The organism is Algibacter ulvanivorans (assembly GCF_048381495.1).
GTDB lineage: Bacteria > Bacteroidota > Bacteroidia > Flavobacteriales > Flavobacteriaceae > Algibacter_B > Algibacter_B ulvanivorans.
This window is the reverse complement of the sequence record NZ_JBLWGD010000001.1, coordinates 150,224-164,503: the sequence shown is the minus strand read 5'-3', so window position 1 is coordinate 164,503 and position 14,280 is coordinate 150,224. Positions and strand designations below refer to the sequence as shown.

At 30.3% G+C, this 14,280-nt stretch carries 25 protein-coding genes; 1 reads left to right on the top strand and 24 read right to left on the bottom strand.

Annotation, left to right across the window (positions count from 1 at the left end; all coding sequences use genetic code 11):
- Window positions 1-11 precede the first annotated feature (11 nt).
- The 24 genes from ACNG5D_RS00870 to ACNG5D_RS00755 all read right to left on the bottom strand — a co-directional run bounded on the left by ACNG5D_RS00870 (window position 12) and on the right by ACNG5D_RS00755 (window position 13,423).
- Window positions 12-893 (bottom strand): DNA adenine methylase, encoded by an 882-nt coding sequence (locus ACNG5D_RS00870; protein ID WP_418181603.1) that lies wholly within the window; start codon window positions 891-893, stop codon window positions 12-14.
- 21 nt (window positions 894-914) lie between these two features.
- Window positions 915-2,594 (bottom strand): DNA cytosine methyltransferase, encoded by a 1,680-nt coding sequence (locus ACNG5D_RS00865; RefSeq protein WP_418181602.1) that lies wholly within the window; start codon window positions 2,592-2,594, stop codon window positions 915-917.
- Window positions 2,595-2,615: 21 nt separating this feature from the next.
- Window positions 2,616-2,849, bottom strand: a complete 234-nt coding sequence (locus ACNG5D_RS00860) for a hypothetical protein (protein ID WP_418181601.1) — start codon at window positions 2,847-2,849, stop codon at window positions 2,616-2,618.
- Between the two features lie 166 nt (window positions 2,850-3,015).
- A complete protein-coding gene (locus ACNG5D_RS00855; protein ID WP_418181600.1) occupies window positions 3,016-3,669 on the bottom strand; it encodes a hypothetical protein in 654 nt (217 codons plus the stop codon).
- A complete protein-coding gene (locus ACNG5D_RS00850; protein ID WP_418181599.1) occupies window positions 3,666-3,959 on the bottom strand; it encodes a DUF7352 domain-containing protein in 294 nt (97 codons plus the stop codon). The genes ACNG5D_RS00855 and ACNG5D_RS00850 overlap by 4 nt, the downstream gene beginning before the upstream one ends.
- A 261-nt stretch (window positions 3,960-4,220) precedes the next feature.
- The gene (locus ACNG5D_RS00845; protein WP_418181600.1) at window positions 4,221-4,874 is read right to left on the bottom strand and encodes a hypothetical protein; all 654 of its coding nucleotides are present in this window, start codon (window positions 4,872-4,874) and stop codon (window positions 4,221-4,223) included.
- A complete protein-coding gene (locus ACNG5D_RS00840) occupies window positions 4,871-5,164 on the bottom strand; it encodes a DUF7352 domain-containing protein (RefSeq protein ID WP_418181599.1) in 294 nt (97 codons plus the stop codon). The genes ACNG5D_RS00845 and ACNG5D_RS00840 overlap by 4 nt, the downstream gene beginning before the upstream one ends.
- A 161-nt stretch (window positions 5,165-5,325) precedes the next feature.
- Window positions 5,326-6,213 carry a phosphoadenosine phosphosulfate reductase gene (locus tag ACNG5D_RS00835; RefSeq protein WP_418181598.1) on the bottom strand — a complete coding sequence of 296 codons (888 nt, stop codon included), beginning with the start codon at window positions 6,211-6,213 and terminating at the stop codon, window positions 5,326-5,328.
- A 59-nt stretch (window positions 6,214-6,272) separates the two neighbouring features.
- Window positions 6,273-6,527, bottom strand: coding sequence for a hypothetical protein (locus ACNG5D_RS00830; RefSeq protein WP_418181597.1), 255 nt, complete (start codon window positions 6,525-6,527; stop codon window positions 6,273-6,275).
- Between the two features lie 53 nt (window positions 6,528-6,580).
- Window positions 6,581-6,823 carry a hypothetical protein gene (locus tag ACNG5D_RS00825; protein WP_418181596.1) on the bottom strand — a complete coding sequence of 81 codons (243 nt, stop codon included), beginning with the start codon at window positions 6,821-6,823 and terminating at the stop codon, window positions 6,581-6,583.
- Between the two features lie 173 nt (window positions 6,824-6,996).
- Entirely contained in the window at window positions 6,997-7,206 is a 210-nt protein-coding gene (locus ACNG5D_RS00820) for a hypothetical protein (RefSeq protein WP_418181595.1), read from the bottom strand.
- Between the two features lie 236 nt (window positions 7,207-7,442).
- Entirely contained in the window at window positions 7,443-7,568 is a 126-nt protein-coding gene (locus tag ACNG5D_RS00815; RefSeq protein ID WP_418181594.1) for a hypothetical protein, read from the bottom strand.
- 47 nt (window positions 7,569-7,615) lie between these two features.
- Window positions 7,616-8,041, bottom strand: a complete 426-nt coding sequence (locus ACNG5D_RS00810; RefSeq protein WP_418181593.1) for a YopX family protein — start codon at window positions 8,039-8,041, stop codon at window positions 7,616-7,618.
- A 4-nt stretch (window positions 8,042-8,045) separates the two neighbouring features.
- Window positions 8,046-8,171 (bottom strand): hypothetical protein, encoded by a 126-nt coding sequence (locus tag ACNG5D_RS00805; protein ID WP_418181592.1) that lies wholly within the window; start codon window positions 8,169-8,171, stop codon window positions 8,046-8,048.
- Window positions 8,172-8,197: 26 nt separating this feature from the next.
- Entirely contained in the window at window positions 8,198-8,533 is a 336-nt protein-coding gene (locus tag ACNG5D_RS00800) for a hypothetical protein (protein ID WP_418181591.1), read from the bottom strand.
- Window positions 8,530-8,805, bottom strand: a complete 276-nt coding sequence (locus ACNG5D_RS00795; protein WP_418181590.1) for a hypothetical protein — start codon at window positions 8,803-8,805, stop codon at window positions 8,530-8,532. Before ACNG5D_RS00795 ends, ACNG5D_RS00800 begins: the two co-directional genes overlap by 4 nt.
- Entirely contained in the window at window positions 8,805-9,221 is a 417-nt protein-coding gene (locus ACNG5D_RS00790; protein WP_418181589.1) for a hypothetical protein, read from the bottom strand. The genes ACNG5D_RS00795 and ACNG5D_RS00790 overlap by 1 nt, the downstream gene beginning before the upstream one ends.
- A 21-nt stretch (window positions 9,222-9,242) precedes the next feature.
- Complete coding sequence (locus ACNG5D_RS00785; protein WP_418181588.1) at window positions 9,243-9,809, bottom strand: hypothetical protein; 567 nt, start codon at window positions 9,807-9,809, stop codon at window positions 9,243-9,245.
- Between the two features lie 31 nt (window positions 9,810-9,840).
- Window positions 9,841-11,598, bottom strand: a complete 1,758-nt coding sequence (locus ACNG5D_RS00780; RefSeq protein WP_418181587.1) for a hypothetical protein — start codon at window positions 11,596-11,598, stop codon at window positions 9,841-9,843.
- On the bottom strand, window positions 11,595-11,966 hold the full coding sequence (locus tag ACNG5D_RS00775; protein WP_418181586.1) for a hypothetical protein: 372 nt from the start codon (window positions 11,964-11,966) through the stop codon (window positions 11,595-11,597). The genes ACNG5D_RS00780 and ACNG5D_RS00775 overlap by 4 nt, the downstream gene beginning before the upstream one ends.
- A 4-nt stretch (window positions 11,967-11,970) precedes the next feature.
- Complete coding sequence (locus tag ACNG5D_RS00770; RefSeq protein WP_418181585.1) at window positions 11,971-12,165, bottom strand: hypothetical protein; 195 nt, start codon at window positions 12,163-12,165, stop codon at window positions 11,971-11,973.
- 233 nt (window positions 12,166-12,398) lie between these two features.
- A complete protein-coding gene (locus ACNG5D_RS00765; RefSeq protein ID WP_418181584.1) occupies window positions 12,399-12,797 on the bottom strand; it encodes a hypothetical protein in 399 nt (132 codons plus the stop codon).
- A gap of 22 nt (window positions 12,798-12,819) precedes the next feature.
- Entirely contained in the window at window positions 12,820-13,161 is a 342-nt protein-coding gene (locus ACNG5D_RS00760; RefSeq protein WP_418181583.1) for a hypothetical protein, read from the bottom strand.
- Window positions 13,151-13,423 carry a hypothetical protein gene (locus ACNG5D_RS00755; protein ID WP_418181582.1) on the bottom strand — a complete coding sequence of 91 codons (273 nt, stop codon included), beginning with the start codon at window positions 13,421-13,423 and terminating at the stop codon, window positions 13,151-13,153. Before ACNG5D_RS00755 ends, ACNG5D_RS00760 begins: the two co-directional genes overlap by 11 nt.
- Before the next feature lie 333 nt (window positions 13,424-13,756).
- Here ACNG5D_RS00755 and ACNG5D_RS00750 point away from each other — a divergent pair, with 333 nt between their 5' ends.
- Entirely contained in the window at window positions 13,757-14,278 is a 522-nt protein-coding gene (locus ACNG5D_RS00750) for a helix-turn-helix transcriptional regulator (RefSeq protein ID WP_418181581.1), read from the top strand.
- Window positions 14,279-14,280 lie beyond the last annotated feature (2 nt).

The window sequence follows — 14,280 nt, the reverse complement described above, 5'->3', positions numbered from 1 at the left end:
TTTAAGTGATTTTATATATCTAACAAAATTGGTGTGCCATATTTTTTGGCGTTTTTCTGAATGTGATAAATTTTAGTTTCCTCAATTGGATAGTTAAACCAAATAACTTCGGTTACTAAACCAGATCTTATATTGTTTTTTTTTGATGGAAAAACAATTTTAGTCCAATCATGATATAATTCGTTATACATGTCTGATTCATACCCGCTAATCATTGCTTTGCCCTTTATTTTGTGAGCTGTTTCTGCTAATTGAATATGTTGTTTGGTTGTAAACTCAAAAACATAATCATTTTTAGAGTTACGAGTTTCAGGTAGATATGGTGGATCAAAATAAAAAAAGATATTCTCAAAATCTAACTTTTGTATGAACTCAAAAATATTATAATTTGTAATTTGAATGTTTTTGCGCAACTCTAAAGCCACATCGTGTAATTTAGGGATAGCATTGTTCCATTTACTTACAGTTTCTCCTCCTTTTGAATTACATTTAGTTAGCGCCATCTGCCAGCCTTTATTTTTTCTAGAGGCACCTAAACTAAAAAACGACTGACGTATTCTTACATAAAAACGTCTTGCACGTTCTACTTTATCGGGGTGGTATTCCCAACAATTATCATATTCTTGCCTACTAAACGGTGTTAATTTTAATTTTGAAATGAGTTGATCTTCATAATCCCTTAAGACTTCAAAAAAATTAGTTATATCGCTATTAATTTCATTAACTGTTTTAACAACTTTTCCTTCATAATTTAATGTAACCGCAAAACTACCTCCAAATCCATCGGCCAAATGAGTTATTTTTTCTGGAAAATAATTATATAAATTTTCCAACCATGTAAATTTACCTCCAAAATAATTAAAAGCTATTTTTTTATTAATATTTCCTGACATTTTATGTGGTTTTAAGTGATTTTAAGCAGCTGTATTTAAACTCTTTTCAATAGCCTCATAATTAGCGTTAATTAATGCTTTAGCTTGGTTTACTTCTACAGCATTACCTATGTATTTTTTTTGCTGGGTTTTATTACCTACAAGTTTATAGTTTACTGGAAATCCTTGTATTTGTTTTAACTCTTGTATATTAAGCATACGCATTTTAATATCAATAACACCATGCGCTACCATGAATTTTTTAATTTTTATCATAATTTCAGAATCAGTTTTATAAACCGGAAGTGTTATGTATCCCAATTCTGTTGAAACTAAATATAAAGGAGCTTTGTCTTGCCTAGCTATTACGGTGCAACATGGTTTTTCTATACTACTATGATTACCACCCCATCCTGGATTAAAAATATAATGTTTTGCTTTCACTAAACTAAATTTTGGAATAGTGGTTAGTGCACCTATTGGCTTTTCGATGCTTCGTGCTGTTCCATTTCCATACTGTTCGTCTATAAAATTTACATCAACTTTACAAACCCTATCTTTTGTAGTGATGGTTGGTGATGGATGCTCTATAGAATGTAAACCGAAATTACCATTATATGTTGAAAGGTGTGAAGCAGTAACTATAGCCTGCCCTCCTGAAGTTGTAATTGAACCTGCGGAGCCAGTTACACTAATAACTTTACCCTTTGGTCTGCCTGAATAATATTTTTTAATAAATACCGATTTAACAAGAGCATGTGTGTTGTTTGATAATATCGTTCCTATTGGCTTATCAATAGAGTTTACTTTTTGATGCGGGTTTACTTTACCTCCATTATAACGTTTTGTAAATACCGATTCTCCATTTGCAACAAACTTTTCTAAGCCTGCATATATACGCTTTAATGTGTTGTTTGATAGTTCTTTTTTTCTATGAAAAATACTCATACCTTCATCTTCCAAATTTAAAATATCTTTTACAGATTTCCATTTTTTCATTGGAAATAGCACATTATCTGCTTTATCTTTCGTATGAGTTTGCTCTGGCCATGATATTGAAAAAGGTTTTTTTGCAAACTGAATAAATAAACGCTCTCTACTTTGATATGCTCCAAAATTAGCAGCATTTAATATTTTAGCATCATATTTAAACCCGTATCTTTTTATTTTTTTCAACCATTTTATATAGTCTTTACCTTCTTTTCTTGAAATAGGTTTTCCGTTTTCATTTAGTGGCCCCCAACTCATAAACTCCCGTACATTTTCTACCCAAAAATAATTTACGTCTAATTTTTCTAGATACATAAACATATGTTCTGCTAATGTTCGGCTATCTGCATTTTTAGCTTGACCTCCTTTTGCTTTTGAAAAATTTGTGCACTCTAAAGAAGCCCATAAATTAATAATGCATTTTGGGAAAATTAATCGTATTTTTTTTACTAAGTATTCAAGGTTTTTAACCACCTTAAAATTTTTAATATCTTCTATTAAATGTACTGCTTTTGGGTGGTTTTTCTCGTGAGATTTAATAGCATTAGTATCGTGATTAACGCAAGCTGCTACAAAAGTATTTTCTTTTGCAAACTGAATCCCTGTTGATGTTCCTCCTGCGCCACAAAATAAATCTAACCAAATAACTAGCGGTTTATCAGGGTTGTAATTATTAAATACATGATTTATAAAGTTTTGAATTTTAAACTGATATAATGTGTTATTTTTCATGTGGTTTGGTTTTAAGTGATTTTATTGTATTATAAATATTTTTCCTATGGTTTGAATATACATTACTTTACCTCTTTTAATCCTATCGTTAACTCCAGCAATTGAAATTCCTTCTTGTTTAGCATACTGCGTTTTAGATTTTAGGTTAAATTTATTAAGTAGATACTCTAAAATTACAAGTTCATCGGTATAACTAAAACCTTTAGTTTCTGAAGCTTTTATGTATCTTTCGCTTACTTTTATTGGGTTTTTCATTGGTTAAGTTTATTAAGTTCTCATATACCTAGTTATGTACAATGGCGCACAAACTTTATCCAATCAACACGTGCTATTGCGCCACAGTACATAACACGTGGTATAGTGCATAGCTTTAGGTTCGTGCTTAATTCAAAAGTTCGTGCGTATTTGCTCATAATAACATCTATTTTTTTCCAACGCTTTTTTCTTCCAATCTTTGCGGAATATTACGCTCAATATCTCTATCTCTCATTTCCCAATCATAATCTAAAAGGTAGTTTTTAGAGTTACCTTTTAAGTCGTACTTGTCAGCAGAAAAAGAGACTTTTACAAATGTTCTTAAAACCAATCCTTTGTTTTCACTTACTTTATGTATGTTGTATTGGTCTAATCTTAAAAGGCTGTTTTCTGGATAAATCTCAATAGCCTCTTCATTTGCCTGTTCTTCCATTTCATTCATAGAAACTGCATCATCTAAAGTCAAATTAAAAGGCGAATAATTAAATACGGTTGGGTTTTTATCACACCAAACATAATTTATATCATCAGTTAAAAAACCGTCAGAATGATAGCCTTTTCTATTAAAAGAACATCCACCTACTTGATACATTCTTTTTGCTGTCAAATACACATAACTATTTACAAATCGGTCTAAACCAAATTCCCCTACAAAATCACAGCAGATGTTACCAATTAATTCTTCAAAACATTTTAACCTTTCTTCAACTATTGGTTTTGTTTGGTCTTTAAGTTTTATAGGTAAATATTGGTAAAACAGCATTTCATCACACTTCACCTCGTGCAATCCTAAATATTTTGGTAGAGTTCCGTATTTCATTTTGCTATATTTTCAAAAACATAAAGCCCTAATTCTTGCATAATAAAAAGTTTGCAAAAACCAATGTATTTTAAGTCTTTAGTTGGTGTTTCAATTGGTTGTCCTGTTTTGTAAAATTCTATATATCTTACTTCTGTTTCGGGTTCTTCATCTTCTTTTGGTGGCTCAACAATAGCCCATAAAAAGAATTTACCATCAACATCGTCAACCCTAATAATTTCAGCATTTACAGGTAATTCAATTTCTTGCTTTTCCTTAATGCTCATTTCGTATTTAAAAATTTTCTTCATAACTGTATGTATTTGTCTTCCTATCGTCAGCCATTTTGCCAACGCTTTAAAAAATAGATGTTATTATTACTTTGTTTCTTAACTCAATCTTCGTGCATTTTAAGGCTACGCACCATACCACTATCCGTTATGTACAATGGCGCACAAACTTTATCCAATCAACACGTGCTATTGCGCCACAGTACATAACACGTGGTATAGTGCATAGCTTTAGGTTCGTGCTTAATTCAAAAGTTCGTGCGTATTTGCTCATAATAACATCTATTTTTTTCCAACGCTTTTTTCTTCCAATCTTTGCGGAATATTACGCTCAATATCTCTATCTCTCATTTCCCAATCATAATCTAAAAGGTAGTTTTTAGAGTTACCTTTTAAGTCGTACTTGTCAGCAGAAAAAGAGACTTTTACAAATGTTCTTAAAACCAATCCTTTGTTTTCACTTACTTTATGTATGTTGTATTGGTCTAATCTTAAAAGGCTGTTTTCTGGATAAATCTCAATAGCCTCTTCATTTGCCTGTTCTTCCATTTCATTCATAGAAACTGCATCATCTAAAGTCAAATTAAAAGGCGAATAATTAAATACGGTTGGGTTTTTATCACACCAAACATAATTTATATCATCAGTTAAAAAACCGTCAGAATGATAGCCTTTTCTATTAAAAGAACATCCACCTACTTGATACATTCTTTTTGCTGTCAAATACACATAACTATTTACAAATCGGTCTAAACCAAATTCCCCTACAAAATCACAGCAGATGTTACCAATTAATTCTTCAAAACATTTTAACCTTTCTTCAACTATTGGTTTTGTTTGGTCTTTAAGTTTTATAGGTAAATATTGGTAAAACAGCATTTCATCACACTTCACCTCGTGCAATCCTAAATATTTTGGTAGAGTTCCGTATTTCATTTTGCTATATTTTCAAAAACATAAAGCCCTAATTCTTGCATAATAAAAAGTTTGCAAAAACCAATGTATTTTAAGTCTTTAGTTGGTGTTTCAATTGGTTGTCCTGTTTTGTAAAATTCTATATATCTTACTTCTGTTTCGGGTTCTTCATCTTCTTTTGGTGGCTCAACAATAGCCCATAAAAAGAATTTACCATCAACATCGTCAACCCTAATAATTTCAGCATTTACAGGTAATTCAATTTCTTGCTTTTCCTTAATGCTCATTTCGTATTTAAAAATTTTCTTCATAACTGTATGTATTTGTCTTCCTATCGTCAGCCATTTTGCCAACGCTTTAAAAAATAGATGTTATTATTACTTTGTTTCTTAACTCAATCTTCGTGCATTTTAAGGCTACGCACCATACCACTATCCGTTACCCAAAATAAAAAAGGGCGACTACTCATACTCTAAAAAGAACATACGCAAGAATCATCCTCTTTTGTAAAATAAAATTCAGGCGTATAAGGTAATTCAGCCATTTTTACCAAATCATCTATACTTTTGTAATTTCTAAACATTACAGAATTATATTTTATTTCCATTTCTTTGACCCAATCAATAAAATCAGTTCCAAAACGAATATTATCAACTAACGTTTTATCGCTTTTCTTCCAACACAACTCACAATTACCATATTTTCCGTGTATAGATAATTGAAAAGGTTGTTTATCCCAAAATCTATTTAAGTCCATTTGGGTTATTGGACTTTTATAATCTGTAAGCAAAGGAAAAATCCTTTTTTTATCAATCTTTGCTTCTGTAAAAGTTATTCGTTTAGGCATATCTTCACTTCTGTAACCTATTGCTTTTATATAATTATTAACGCCAAACAAATCATCAAACAACTTTTTAGCAGGTAGTGTTTTTAAGTTTTCACTACAATAAGGTGCATCTCTATTAGGTAATCCATCAAAGACACCTTTGTTTTTATGTGCAATCATTTCTTTAAACGGTTGTGCAGTCATATTTAAGTTATCCCAATCAACAACTTTATATTTTACACCAACACCAATTTCTAAAGAATAAACACCTTCAATTTTTATTAAATCAATTCCCCAATACTTCTCAATATCTTTTAAAAATCTTATAGTTTGTGGTCTTTCCATTCCTGTGTTACAAAAAACATAGGCTTTTTCATAATCTTTATATTTTTCGCTTGTTTGTATATGTCTTGCCATCATAGCAGAACTACGACCACCAGAAACGGTAATCATAATATTTTGCTTCCTATCGTCAGCAACGCCCTTTTTTACATTGGGTAACACCGTGTATAATTCATTGCTATTTTGTAACATATTCAAAGGTTGTTTTATATTTATTAAAGTCTGTTTTTATTCAATGTTTCTGCTAGTTTTTACGCAACGAAATCATACACAATTCCGTTAGTGCAATCAATAACATCATCAATACCCCAATACGTGCTTAAATATTCCATAAACCTTAACAGTTCACGCTGTTGGCTAACAACGTGTATAGTTAATTGCTTTTTTTCGCTTTCAAAATAGTCATAGAAGTATTCATCTGTATTACCACTATAAAAGTTTTTTGCCTTTAACCAACTTCGGTGCATTAGGTCTTTTAATTCTTGCTCACTTAATTTATATTCCATAATTCTGTTTTTATTTATACGCAACTAACCATACCCAAATACGTTGTAGCGCATTAGGGCATTTGCTCTATTTCGGCTTTTATGTCGCTCCATTTCTTCCATTTAGGGTTTAAATTACCAGTATACATTGGTATCTCTCCAAGTATAGTGTCTACTTGCTCAATCGCTCTGGCTTTTGCATACTCCCACATTTCATCACTTGAAACATGGCATCTCAAATGCCCTAACGGTTGGTAAATCTTGTTTACAATGCTTTTAGCTAAAATTTTGTAAGTTGCTTCTTTAGTTTGTTCCATCTTGTTAGCCGCCACAACACAGTATATAAATAAGCGTTCTGGTCTTTTTTTAATTATTATTAATTCAATCTTTTAGTTTATCTGTGTACGCCATTTTTCCTTCGGAAAAACGCCTATCCATATACATTTCGTGGGCAAGCTGACTTAGTGCCAACTTGCCAACAACTTTTTACTTACTTTAAGTACCAATCTCTTTCTTTTGCAGAAATTTTAGACTTTTTACAAAAAGCAGTAAAATCTTTTCTGAATTTCAAATTGTATTCAGCAAGTTTTGCCCTATTATATGGGTTTTTACTTTGCCATTTACTAATAAATTTTGAAATTTTTTCTGCTTCTTTTACAGCATCTTTTGCTTTCTTATTTGCAGTTGTTTTAATACTCATAAAATTATATTTAATCGCCAGCCCATAACACATAATATAAAAAATTGGGGCTGTTTTTCCTTTTCTATATTATCGCCTAAAATTTAGTTTTTTTTAAGTTGGCTAAGGCATAGCGAATTAATCCCCAACTTTTTATATTATCGGCACGTTGGGTTTTCAATAATTGTTTCCATAATCAAAATTTATCATTAGTATGTTGTTTGGCTTCCTGCGTCAGCCACGGCTATTTTAAAAAATTAGTCTTTTCTAATCCGCATACCAAACCTTGACTGCGCCATCCATTTCTTACCATAACAGTCTTTATACAAATTAACTGCTTGTCCGTTTACTTTATCCCAAAACAAGTTTTCTTGCCTAACCATTGTTAATCTACTTTTTAAAATATTTAGTGCTTTAATAATTTATAAATCTATTTTTTCCACTCTTTTTGATGCACGTTCCCTATTATTTCTAAATGGTTTTCAGTATCCGTATAAATAAATCTTCCAAACTTAAATACATAGCCTTCTTTTGCACTTTGCTTAAAATCACAATTTATTTTTATAATTCTAAATTGTAAGTCAGGATTTATTTCTACTACTGCAACACGCCATTTTTCGCCATCACTTCCATCATCCCAACGAACCACATCGCCTTCATAAATTTCGTTTCCAAAATTGTCTTTTAAGCCCACATATTGCATAATAGCAAAGTATTCATTTATATGCCAAGCATTATCTGGAGCATTAAACCAAAGCCCGTTATCGCATTCTAATTTTTCAAAGTAAACCATATCATTAATAGTTCCTTTGCTAGTTTCAACTTCACAAAAAGCTCTAAATTTTAATTCTCTCATTTTACTATTGTAATTTGCTAACGCTAAAGGCCATCATGTCTTCAGAAGAAAAACGACTACTAACACTATGTGTAAATAATGGCGGTTTCGAGTTTTCTGGTGGTCTGTGTTTATCTAAATCTTTAGTCATAATTTAAAAGTTTACTTCTAGGTTTATTATATTAATTGCTTATACAAATCAATTTTAAAATTTTCGACTATTGCGTAGTCTAAATCTTGTATTGAAGTAAAATTTTGATACTTTAAAAACACTTTTATCATAACGTAGGCTTCGTGATAAAAAAATTTAATAGTCGATTTTTTACTAGGATACTGGCTATTAACTTTATTTTTAATTCTAGAATGATAAAAGCATGTTGCTATACTAATATGGCTTTTATCTTGATCTGTTAATTCTTGTTTATGAAACGATGTTAAATAAAACGCAATTACTTTTTCAAACACTTTTAGTTTGCTATGTGGTATTTTAGTTAACCTTATTTGCTCTGTCATGGCGTAGCACTTTTTATTAAAACATCTGTGGTTTGATTATAAAATTCTATTTTATTATACTTACCAGTAAAATACTTTTCAAGCCTATTAATCATGCCTTGAAAAATTACATTTGCATCTTTGTTATTTTGGTACACCCAACTATAAAATGTAGGACTGCTATCCATTGTTTTATACTCTGGTTTAAGTTGAAATACTAGTTTATATTTACTATGTATTGCGCAACCACCATTACGTTCGTTAAATTGGCTACAACATCTTTTATTTGCCATTATTTAAGATTTATGTTATTACACGCTTTTGATATGTAGAAAAACTCTTTATTTGGGTGTTTATTAAGTAATGGTGCTATTTTTAGATTGAATAATTTGTCGGCTTCATATTTATTTTTTGCCCAGACTACATATTTATTTTTATATTCAAATTGCTTATAACCAGCCTTTTTTACTATTTTTTTATGCTTATTTATTATTTGTTGTTTTCTATAAAGTTTTTTTTGTTTTGTTTTAATAATTGGCTTTAACAACGGATCTATTAAAAATAATATACCGCCTCCAGAAAAAAAGAAAAGTATACAAACAAAAGGGGTTAATTTAAATGTGATAGAAACAAATAAACTTATAACTAACCATATTGAAATAGCTATTATTTTATATTTTTTTGCGTTTGCTTTTTTAGTTAAATTCATGCCTTTGTGGTTTTAAGTGATTTATTTAAGTTTTAATAATTTATATGTTATTGTAAAAAATGTACTGGCAACATTGGTTACTGGCCAGTTAAAAATATCTTGATCTCTTCGATTGTCTATAGTACCTCTAATACCTATACCCATACCGTTTTTAAATTGATATGTTAAGGCAGCTTCCCAACCTATAAAGTGTCTATATCTATTTTCTTTTAATGGCCCACGATAGGCACGTACTATACGTACACCCGCATTATATTGCCATTGCTCCCAAATACCATGTGTATGATTTAATCCTATTGCTGCATTAAAGCTAGTATAACCTTTTAATTGCACATTATTAATGCTGGCTCCTTTTAATGCATTGAAGCGTTCAAAACCTATTAGAGTATATAATTTACCTGTATAACCAGCTTCAAAAACATAGTTTAAACCTTGGTAATTGGCATTGGTTTCTTGAAAATGGTAATGGGTATGAAGTTTTACAATTAAATTTTCTTTTTCTGGAAAACGTAATTTGTTGTTTTGTGCTGTTATTTTACAGCAAATTACAGCACAAAATATAAAAAATGTGGCTTTAAGTTTTTTCATGTGGTAATTGGTTTTAAGTGATTTATTGTTTTTATGCGCTATAGGCACGCTTTATGTAATCGGGTAATTTATTTTTTACTATTTGTGGTATATGTGCATTATGACTAACGTAATCGTGTAACTGAAGAATAGTTATTTTACCGTTTTTAAGCTTATTAATTTGTTTTTCAACTAATTCAATAGCTTTCATTTTATGTTTTCTAGATTTTATTTTTTCAGATTTTTGTGTGCTATTATCAACTTTTTGTTTCCATTGCTGAATATTTTTGTGGTTTTTGTAAAATTCTAAAGTATATGCAAAGCCACACTCTTTTTTTGTGGTACGGGTTGGATCTAGATAATCATTTATAAAAAGCGGATTAATAGGTTTGCTTTTAAAGTAGTTTGCTGCAAATTTTATACGCCACATTAAAGCCTTAAAAGTTTCAAAAGCTACTTTTTTGCTTGGTACTGTTCCATTATTGTTTAATAATAGTTTTTCTAAGTGTTTATAGCCGTAGTAAGATGGCCCTGCGTAGTTAAAAATGCCATTGGAATTACTTTTTTTATAAATCGTGCCGCATAATTTAAAAAGCATTTGGTGTAATATTGTGAAAAAATCGTGTTTTAGCATAATTCCGTAGTCCACTTCATACTCTAAATGTGCCATAGTTACCATAAGATATAATTGTGTTTTTGGGGGTTTTTGGTAAATTCGCCAGTTTTTATAATGGCCTTCACTAAATTTTTGTATTATGTGTTGTCTATCTTCAATAGCATTATTTAGGTAATTTGCTATATCTAAAGCGGTTTTTGATGCAAAATTCACGGCCCCTGGTTTACTTTCATCATACATATTTTGCATACGCTGAGGGGTGTTCCCGTTATTGTTCTGGTTGTTATCCTTTTTGGATAACTGAATTTTTGAAAGGACACCCGATAGGGTTTCCGTTTCCTTTATTCTAGACTGTTTATTAACAGGCTCTATTATTTCTTTATTATTTATATATGTTCTAGTATCTATTTCATTATTATGCAAACTTTTCTCGTAAGCGTAGTTAAATAATTGATTTTCAGATTTTAAAGATTTTCGGTTTTTTTTACAAAACAAAGTTAAAATTCGAGGGTTTAAATGATATTCAACAGGTTTTTCACGGCCTTTAAACTGGTAATCAAACAAGATACCAGACTCAACTAAACGGTTAACATGATTATGTATAGTGCGTTTACAATAGGGCAATGTAAAAACTTCATCTATTATAGTATTTGCTAACTCATAATGATTTATCTGTACTTTTTGTATAGCTCTAGTAGTAGTTGCTCCGCAGCTTAATAAAATATTGTTTTTTTCTTCAATTTGCATAGCGTACTTAAAAATTATCATGCTAAATACATGTTCTGAAGATTTGCGCACAGGTGTGAACTTTTTAAGTGTTATAAGGGGTTGTGCTAATTCTAAATTACGTAATCGAGCCTGATGGTTATAAGTTTCTGTGCTTACTTTACCTATAGATGCTTTAAACGTTTGTGTAACTTGTGCTGCGTAGTCTTTATTCTTGGTTTGAGCTATATGTGCATGCACTTTAGCATTGTATTCTAGAACATCTTTATTCCATTTAGGACAAGCGTTGGTGTATTGTTGAACGTAGTGTCTGTATTTTTCTAACATTTCTTTACGTTGATTTAAGTGTACGCTTTGGTGTTTTACAATTTTTGGAGTAATTGAAACATTGTCGCTAATGGTTTTTGGAATTCCACTATTAAATACAATATTAAATTGTGTGTGTGTGTGTGGCTTTAGGTGTTTCATGCTTTTTCTAGTGTTTTTATTTCCTCTAAACTTAATTTTACCATTTCGTTTGTTTTATTACACAAACAACTAAACTCAAATTCAGGTAAAAGCGATTTTTCTTTATAAGCAAGAAAAAAAACTGATACTAAGGCATTTAAAAAATTTGTTGATTTTTTAAATTTTAATTTTTTAGGTTTCAAAACCACATCAATAGAAATAAGAGTTAGAGTATCGGTAATATCACAAGAACTTTTATAGCGCATTAATATTTCTGGGTTCATAGATCTAAAACGCTCTATTTTAAGTTGGGTTTTTAATGATTGTATAGCCTTATCTTGAGTTTTCAATTCAGCTATTAACCCTGCTCTGGTTCGTGCCCGTTTCATAACGTTAAGATTTAGCCACCATATCGGCAGTAAGCTTACCGCTGTTAATTACATATATTAACTTTTTTATGCGCAAGCCTTTGTTGTAATATGGCATAAAAAAGGTTTCAATGTCTATTGGTGTTTTATTGGGTAGTGTAGCCTTTATTCTAGTTACTTTATTCTTTACAGTTTCTTTTACTTGTATTGTGGCACTCATGTAGTAATTGGTTTTAAGTGATTATTATATGTTGTAACAAACGGTATTATAATTTAAGCAAGCTATTTGCTTATCTATATAGTTGTTAACTAATTTTTGAATACTTGTTTTAGTAGATTTCATGTGGTAATTGGTTTTAAGTGTAAAACTCTAGGTGCTTTTCAGTCTATAAAAAGCATATATTTTGCACCTAGAGTTTTTTTTGATTGCTTACGCAGTCGGGGTGCTATTAACTAACTATTAGTAGTGGTTTCAATGTTTTTAACCGATTTACTTACAGCTTCTTTAAGTTTATTTAAAGATATTACCTTGCCTGATTTAAGTTCGTAAAATCCTTTTTTTATATCTCCATTTTTATCTCTGCCAATAGTTTTACAATTAAATAATTCTGGAAATTTTTCGGCTTGTGCTTCAATTTCGGCCGCATCAATATTTTGGTTAACGGTTTGCTTTTTTAATGTGGCATACCCTTTTATTTCAGATAGTTTTACAACCTTGTTGTTTTTTAGTCTTGCAAATCCTTTTTTTGGTTGCATACCTAAAACATCTAATCCTTTTGCGCCATAATCTTTTAAATTTGGTGTGTTTAATGCGAGGCGCTCAATGTTTTTTAATTCTTGTAATTGTTGCATGTGTTGTGGTTTTAAGTGATTTTTATTTGTTATTTAACGCTTTAATACTTTCGTGTAAAATAAGTATTTTGCCTTGGCCATTTCTAGCTTCATTATCTCTATACCAATCTATACTTTCAACTAGGCTTGTGTTGTTTGGATTTAAACACCAATTTTTTATAGTAGCTGCTGTTTTTTTAGGCTGAAGTAAACGGTACTTTTCAATTTGTTGTGGTGTTACCCATTTTTTACGCATTAAAGCTTGGCGTTTTTTTTGCCAATCTAAAGTTTCAGCAGCAGCATAGTCTGGAACTAAAACCATTCCTGCGGCTTTAAACGAGGCCATAACAACATCAATAGTGTTTTGGTCTAGATTAAGCGGCATGTTTGCTAGATATTAAAGGTTCGTACTCTACTAAAGTGTATCTTTTAGGAATTAGCAAATTTTTTGCCATTTGCATAGCCGCCTTTGGGTTTCTCCAAAATATTTGCGACTTGCGGCATATTTTGGCATTATCATTATCTAAAAAATTATAGGTAGCAAATGTGCAATGAAAATAAGCATAGTCTGAATGGAAACTATTATAGTTTTTGCTTTTAACAAAGCTACTAACATCGGTAGTATTGTTTTTTTTTGTAAAGGACATTGGCATACGTTTATTTTTTTTACCTTTACAGCTTAATAGCTGGGTGGTACCGGTTATTATATTCCAACACATCATGTGTTGGTTTTAAGTGATGCCGTAAGAAGTGGTTTTCTTACGGCTTTTTTTATGTTTAAACCTATATCATTATTTTGGCATGACTATTGATTTTTTAACAAATTTTATGAATCTAACTTTTAAATTATTAGATTGATAATTCAAAGATAGTAATGTTTTTCAATCAGATTAGAATTTTTTTACAATAGACTCGTAAAATATTCAAAAATAATTATAATCAATTGGTTTTCAAATATTTACAAATAATTCTTTTTGTTTATGATAAATTTTATATCGATAAATTTAATCTATACTAGAAAAGCTAACCATTTGTCACAGACAGAAATGGGTGAAAAAATTGGAACAACCTCACATTCAATAAGTGCATATGAAAGAAACAAAGCCTTACCAGGAATAGAAACTATACAACAACTATGTTCTGAATTTGGATATACAATAGATGAATTTGTAAACAAAGATTTATCAAAAATTAAAAAAAACAATAACGATAGTTTTGTAAAAAAAACCGAATCACTCCACATCATAGACAAAAAAACTGAGAGCCTTTACAATAAATTAATAGCTAATTATGAACAACAATTAGTATTAAAAAATGAACTTCTTAAAGAAAAAGACCAAACAATAGCTGTCAAAGAACGCGAAGTAGTAATGCTAGAAGTGATAATTAACCAAAACGCCATAGAAAAAGAAACACCTTTATTAGATAAAATTTCTACACTTATAAAAATACAAGCCGAAATAAAAGCTGCTCAAAAAGAAAAAGAAACTACTAAAAATTAGAC